This is a genomic window from Paenarthrobacter sp., assembly GCF_031180005.1.
Classification (GTDB): domain Bacteria; phylum Actinomycetota; class Actinomycetes; order Actinomycetales; family Micrococcaceae; genus Arthrobacter.
The window spans coordinates 1-6,168 of record NZ_JAPSHI010000056.1; the positions used below are offsets into that span (position 1 = coordinate 1).

6 protein-coding genes and 1 pseudogene are annotated in these 6,168 nt (G+C 62.5%); 5 read left to right on the forward strand and 2 right to left on the reverse strand.

Features of this window, described 5'->3' with window-relative positions; all coding sequences use genetic code 11:
• Nucleotides 1–255 precede the first annotated feature (255 nt).
• The 4 genes from RIF72_RS19670 (at nt 256) to RIF72_RS19685 (ending at nt 3,835) form a co-directional block, all read left to right on the forward strand.
• Entirely contained in the window at nt 256–645 is a 390-nt protein-coding gene (locus tag RIF72_RS19670) for an iron-sulfur cluster assembly accessory protein (RefSeq protein WP_309076474.1), read from the forward strand.
• A gap of 187 nt (nt 646–832) precedes the next feature.
• Entirely contained in the window at nt 833–1,705 is an 873-nt protein-coding gene (gene coxB, locus RIF72_RS19675; protein ID WP_309076475.1) for a cytochrome c oxidase subunit II, read from the forward strand.
• Between the two features lie 10 nt (nt 1,706–1,715).
• On the forward strand, nt 1,716–3,437 hold the full coding sequence (gene ctaD / locus RIF72_RS19680) for a cytochrome c oxidase subunit I (RefSeq protein ID WP_309076476.1): 1,722 nt from the start codon (nt 1,716–1,718) through the stop codon (nt 3,435–3,437).
• Nucleotides 3,434–3,835 carry a cytochrome c oxidase subunit 4 gene (locus RIF72_RS19685; protein ID WP_309076477.1) on the forward strand — a complete coding sequence of 134 codons (402 nt, stop codon included), beginning with the start codon at nt 3,434–3,436 and terminating at the stop codon, nt 3,833–3,835. Before ctaD ends, RIF72_RS19685 begins: the two co-directional genes overlap by 4 nt.
• A gap of 101 nt (nt 3,836–3,936) precedes the next feature.
• Here RIF72_RS19685 and RIF72_RS19690 read toward each other — a convergent pair whose 3' ends face one another.
• The gene (locus RIF72_RS19690) at nt 3,937–4,254 is read right to left on the reverse strand and encodes an HPr family phosphocarrier protein (protein WP_309076478.1); all 318 of its coding nucleotides are present in this window, start codon (nt 4,252–4,254) and stop codon (nt 3,937–3,939) included.
• A gap of 164 nt (nt 4,255–4,418) precedes the next feature.
• Here RIF72_RS19690 and RIF72_RS19695 point away from each other — a divergent pair, with 164 nt between their 5' ends.
• A complete protein-coding gene (locus tag RIF72_RS19695) occupies nt 4,419–5,210 on the forward strand; it encodes a GntR family transcriptional regulator (protein ID WP_309076479.1) in 792 nt (263 codons plus the stop codon).
• Nucleotides 5,211–5,320: 110 nt separating this feature from the next.
• Here the strand turns inward: RIF72_RS19695 and RIF72_RS19700 are convergent.
• Nucleotides 5,321–6,168, reverse strand: a pseudogene (locus RIF72_RS19700) (ubiquinol-cytochrome c reductase cytochrome b subunit); the annotation flags it as partial.

Here is a 6,168-nt window from a genome sequence, read left to right on the forward strand (position 1 = left end):
GGCAGAGGCTCTGCTGCTGGCCCGCCTCAACAGCGAGGGTCTGGGCTGACGTTTGCCCGCCTCGGGCGGGCCCGAACAGCCCTGGACCAGGATTGCCTGCAGGTTCCGGGAACAAGCAGCCTTCGGCCATGGTTACGCCTGGGGTTAGAGCTACGCGTCCGAGCGACGTAGCATGTAGCTATAGCCCATACCGTTTCCGTAGGGGCAGGCGCCGTTCACGCGGGGCCGCCAGGACCGTCGTTAGAAGGTAGGCCAATGAGCACTACGACCAATGAAAACAGCACTGAATCCAACGGCACCGCCAGTGCCGAACTGGCGACCCACGAGGTTCAGCTGACCGACGTTGCCGCAGGCAAGGTCCGCAGCCTCCTTGAGCAGGAAGGCAGGACCGACCTCCGCCTCCGCGTCGCCGTGCAGCCTGGTGGTTGCTCCGGTTTGATTTACCAGCTCTACTTCGACGAGCGCCTCCTGGACGGGGACGCCGTACGTGACTTTGACGGCGTGGAGGTCGTCGTCGACAAGATGAGCGTGCCGTACCTCAGCGGTGCCAGCATCGACTTCGAGGACACCATCTCGAAGCAGGGGTTCACCATCGACAACCCCAACGCCGGCGGGTCCTGCGCCTGCGGCGATTCATTCCACTAAGCGGGCCTTGCTGCCTTCCTCACCCTGTGGCGGTGCCGGTTTCTACCGGCGCCGCCACACTGATGAGGACGTGTGGGCGAAAACGCGCGGGGAGCGGTAAGCTCTACACCGAGTAGTAAAACTCTTTTCGTGTGCCCGGGACGACGAAGGCCGCCCAGGCAACAGCAACAAGTAGGAAGGGCCGTCTGTGAGTTCGCAGAACCGAACCGGCAGCCGACGCAAAAAGATCGCTAAGATCACTGGCTTGGCAACTGCCGGCGCGTTGGTTTTGACTGGATGTTCGCCATTGGTAGAGAAGGGGTGGCTTCCGACCGAGCGCGGGACCACCAGTAACACCGACCGGATCATGGACCTGTGGGTCAACTCATGGATTGCCGCTCTCGCGGTGGGCATCATCACCTGGGGCCTGATCGTCTGGTGCCTCGTTGCCTACCGGCGCCGCAAGGGGACCGTTGGCTTCCCCCGGCAGACCAGCTTCAACCTTCCGCTGGAAGTTTTCTACCTGACCATTCCGCTGTTCATGGTGCTGGTGTTCTTCTACTTCACCGACCGCGACCAGCAGGCGATCGATGACCGCTCCAAGCCGGCCGACGTCGTCGTTGACGTCCGCGGCAAGCAGTGGGCCTGGGACTTCAACTACAAGAAGGGCGAGGTCATTCAGGAAGACGTGTATGAAGCCGGCGTGCAGGCGCACCTGACCGGCAACGCCGTCGACAAGGAAAAGCTCCCTACGCTTTACCTGCCCGTCAACAGGTCCGTTGACGTCGAACTCAACGCCCGCGACGTCATCCACTCTTTCTGGGTCCCCGCGTTCCTGCAGAAGCGGGACATGATCCCCGGCAAGACAAACTACATCCGGTTCACGCCCACGAAGGAAGGCACCTATGACGGAAAGTGCGCAGAGCTCTGCGGCGAGTACCACTCCGAAATGCTCTTCCGCGTGAAGGTTGTCTCCGAGTCCGAATTCCAGGCGAAGATGAACCAGCTCCGCCAGGACGGCAACACGGGCCTGCTCGGCGAAGAGTACGACCGCAACCCGAGCCTGTCCGAATCGAAGTAAGGGGAGCGACGTGGCTACTTACACTCAATCCGCCGGGATCCTCGAAGCTCCCGTAGTTCCAAAGTCCAAGGGACGCATCGTCGTCAACTGGATCACCTCAACTGACCACAAGACCATCGGGTACATGTACCTGATCGCGTCCTTCGTGTTCTTCTGCCTGGGTGGCGTGATGGCGCTGCTCATCCGTGCCGAGCTGTTCGAACCCGGCATGCAGATCCTGCAGACCAAAGAGCAGTACAACCAGATGTTCACCATGCACGGCACAGTCATGCTGCTGATGTTCGCCACTCCGCTCTTCGCAGGTTTTGCGAACGTCATCATGCCGCTGCAGATCGGCGCACCGGACGTCGCATTCCCGCGCCTGAATGCCCTGGCGTTCTGGTTCTTCCTGTTCGGCTCCACCATCGCCGTCTCCGGCTTCATCACCCCGCAGGGTGCGGCGTCGTTCGGCTGGTTCGCCTACGCCCCGCTGTCCAACACCACCTTCAGCCCCGGTGTGGGCGGTGACCTCTGGGTCTTCGGCCTGGCGCTGTCCGGTTTCGGCACCATCCTTGGTGCCGTCAACTTCATCACCACCATCATCTGCATGCGCGCTCCGGGCATGACCATGTGGCGGATGCCGATCTTCACCTGGAACACCCTCGTGACGGCCATCCTCGTGCTGATGGCGTTCCCGCCGCTGGCCGCCGCCCTGTTCGCCCTGGGTGCAGACCGCCGCTTCGGTGCTCACATCTTTGATCCGGAAAACGGCGGTGCCGTGCTGTGGCAGCACCTGTTCTGGTTCTTTGGACACCCCGAGGTGTACATCATCGCGCTGCCGTTCTTCGGCATCGTCTCCGAAATCTTTCCGGTCTTCAGCCGCAAGCCGATCTTCGGTTACAAGGGCCTGGTCTACGCGACGATCGCCATCGCCGCTCTCTCGGTGACCGTGTGGGCGCACCACATGTACGTCACCGGTGCTGTGCTGTTGCCGTTCTTCGCCTTCATGACGATGCTCATCGCGGTTCCCACCGGCGTGAAGTTCTTCAACTGGATCGGCACCATGTGGCGCGGTTCGCTGACGTTCGAGACTCCGATGCTGTGGAGCATCGGCTTCCTCATCACGTTCCTCTTCGGCGGCCTGACCGGCATCATCCTGGCCTCACCGCCGCTGGACTTCCACGTCTCTGACTCCTACTTCGTGGTGGCGCACTTCCACTACGTCGTCTTCGGCACCGTGGTGTTCGCAATGTTCGCCGGATTCTACTTCTGGTGGCCGAAGTGGACGGGCAAGATGCTCAACGAGCGGCTCGGCAAGATCCACTTCTGGCTGCTGTTCCTGGGCTTCCACGGCACCTTCCTGATCCAGCACTGGCTTGGTGTGGAAGGCATGCCCCGCCGCTACGCTGACTACATGATCGAGGACAACTTCACCTGGATGAACCAGTTCTCCACCATCTCCTCGTTCGTCCTGGGCGCGTCGCTGATCCCGTTCTTCTGGAACGTGTACATCACCGCCCGCAGCAGCGAAAAGGTCCTCGTGGACGATCCCTGGGGTTTCGGGGCTTCACTGGAATGGGCCACATCCTGCCCGCCGCCGCGCCACAACTTCACGTCGCTGCCGCGCATCCGCTCGGAGCGCCCGGCGCTGGACCTGCACCACCCTGAGCTCTCCCAGTCACACACCGTTGAGTCACCGGCACCGGCAGCAGCTGTGCTCGGTAACGCCGATCAGAAGGACGCCTCGCAGTGAAGATCGAATCATGGATTTTTGGAGCCGGAGTCTTCTTCTTCGTACCGGTCGCCCTGATTTACGGCTTCCTTACCAACTGGTCTGAGTGGGTTGGCATCCTTGGCATCCTGCTCGTCGGGGGCCTCGCCGGCATGATCGGCGCCTACCTCGGCTTCACAGGCAAGCGGGTCGGACTGCGTCCCGAGGACCGCGCCGACGCCGAGATCCATGAGGGTGCCGGTGAGCAGGGCCACTTCAGCCCCTGGAGCTGGTGGCCGCTGGTGCTCGGTCTCTCCTGTGCCGCTGGCTTCCTTGGCCTTGCTGTGGGCTTCTGGATCGTGTTCATCGCCGCCGGCATGGCGGTTGTGGCGCTCATCGGCTGGGTGTACGAGTACAGCCGCGGCGACCACGCCCACTAGGCTTCGCTTCTGAGCCGGCCGTACTGACGGCAGATATAACGACGGCGGGCCCCCACCTTGTGGTGGGGGCCCGCCGTCGTTATTGCTTCTGCAGCTGCCTGTTATGGTGCTGCCGGTGCTTTTGGCGTCTGGGCAGCCTGTGCTGCCAGGAGCTCAGCAAGGCCGCCCAGGGCGTCCTCCGCCTCAGTGACTGTCCTGCCAGCCGGGAGGGCTTCCTCCGCAACTGCCAGTTCCACTTCACAGCCGCGGTTGAAGTCGGCGGACATGACCTCAAGCAGTGACCGGGCATCAACGGCGTCGTTGCCAGCCTTGCTGATGGTCACTGGCAAGCCGGTCTCGTTCACGGCGCGGACAAATTCCGCCGCGGGGCGGGCATGCAGGCCGATGGCCGCTGTGACGATTGCCTTACGTACTGGCAATGAATACTCCTCTATCCGGGCGGTCGTGCTGCCGCCGCCTCTAAACGGTCGCCCTTAAGAATATCCTCGCGGCTTGTCCGGCGGCGCTGGCACCGCCTCCTGGTCTAGACCTCCCGCCCGGTTGGCCTAATCTTGGAGTGTGAACAAATTCAGCAGGAGCACCGATGGCTGCTAGTGCTGCAGGCATCGCCGGTGAGATCGACCGGAAAAGCGGCGTCCCCATTTACATCCAGCTCCGGGAGATTCTCCGGACGTACATCGCCACCTCCTGCCCGCCGGGTTCCGCTCTTCCTTCGGAGCGGGACCTCGCCGAGCGGTTCGGCCTTGCGCGCATGACGGTCCGACAAGCCATCGACGCCTTGGTAGGCGAGGAGGTCATTGAGCGCGTTGTCGGCTTGGGAACCTTTGTGCGGAAACCGAAGCTGGACCTCCAGGTCAAGCTCACCTCCTACAGTGAGGAAATGCAGCGCCGTGGCATGGTGCCTGCAGCAAGGGTGCTGAGCTTTGAGCAGATCGCCGCCAGTGCCTTCCTCGCCCGGGAATTGCAGCTCGAGGAGGGAACTCCGCTGGTACGGTTCAGGCGGCTGCTGCTGGCCGATAACGAGCCAATGAGCGTCGACGAGAACTTTATCCCGGCCCACCGCGTACCAGGGCTTCTGGACGGCGAGCCGCCCACCTCGCTGTACAACGTGCTGAGCGAACAGTACGGCCTGGTGATGGAATGGGGTGAGGACATGATTGAAGCCACCGCAGCCTCGCCCTCCACCGCGCGGCTGCTCAACGTGGAGATCGGGTCGCCCCTGCTGAAGATCCAGCGGCACGCGTTTGTTGCGAGGGCCATGGTGGACTATTCGGTGTCCTTCTACCGGGCAGACCGGTACAAGTTGTGGGTGCCGCTGCAGCGCCCAGGCGTCCGCCCGACGCGCAACTACGCATCCGGATACCGCAACGCCTGACTGCGCCTCCTGCTAACCCTGGCTCCGCCCTCTGCACAAGGAAGAAGCCCGGTCCCAAGGGGACCGGGCTTCTTCCTTGTCAACGACTGAAATAGTTGCTGAGGATGATCCTAGTGGCTGAGGGTCTTCTGTCCCTCGCCGGCCTCAACGGCTTCATGGTGGCCGTGGCTGGCTGCCAGTTCGGCAGGAGTCGCCGGGGCAACCCTGTCCTCGAAGAACCAGCGGGAGAGTGCCGCACGGCGCTTTTCCTTCTTGGTGACGACGCCGTGCTCGTTCGGCTCGGCCGGCAGCGGAGCCGGCGACTCGAACCCGACGAGCTTGTAGCGCTTGTACTCATCGAGCGGAGCGTGAACCTCAATGAACTCACCGTGCGGAAGGCGCACGATACGTCCGGTTTCACGTCCGTGGAGGGCGATCTCGCGGTCCTTGCGCTGCAGCGCCAGGGCCACGCGCTTCGTGACGACGAAGGCGATGATCGGTCCGAGGAAGAACAGTGCACGCAGCCAGTACGTGACGTCGTTCAGGGAGACCATGAAGTGGGTCGCAATGAGGTCGGAGCTGGCTGCAGCCCACATGACGCAGTAGAACGTGAACCCTGCCATGCCGATCGCGGTCCTTGTGGGAGCGTTGCGCGGACGGTCCAGAACGTGGTGTTCGCGGTCGTCCTTCGTGACCCAGCGCTCAATCCACGGGTACATGAACAGAACGGTGAAGACGATGCCAGCCGGCACCAGGGCCGGAAGCAGGACGTTCAGCGTCAGCACGTAACCGAAGATGACGTATTCGAAGTGGAAGTCGCCAAGGACACCGGGCATGAGGCGAAGTGCACCGTCAACCCAGCCGATGTACCAGTCAGGCTGCGTGCCTGCGGAAACCGGTGAGGGGTCGTAGGGGCCGTAGTTCCAAATCGGGTTGATGGTGAAGAATCCTGCCATCAGGGCAATGACACCGAACACGA

Coding starts and splice junctions, on each gene's coding strand:
- RIF72_RS19670 (WP_309076474.1), top strand. CDS start 256: ATGAGCACTACGACCAATGAAAACAGCACTGAATCCAACGGCACCGCC.
- RIF72_RS19695 (WP_309076479.1), top strand. CDS start 4,419: ATGGCTGCTAGTGCTGCAGGCATCGCCGGTGAGATCGACCGGAAAAGC.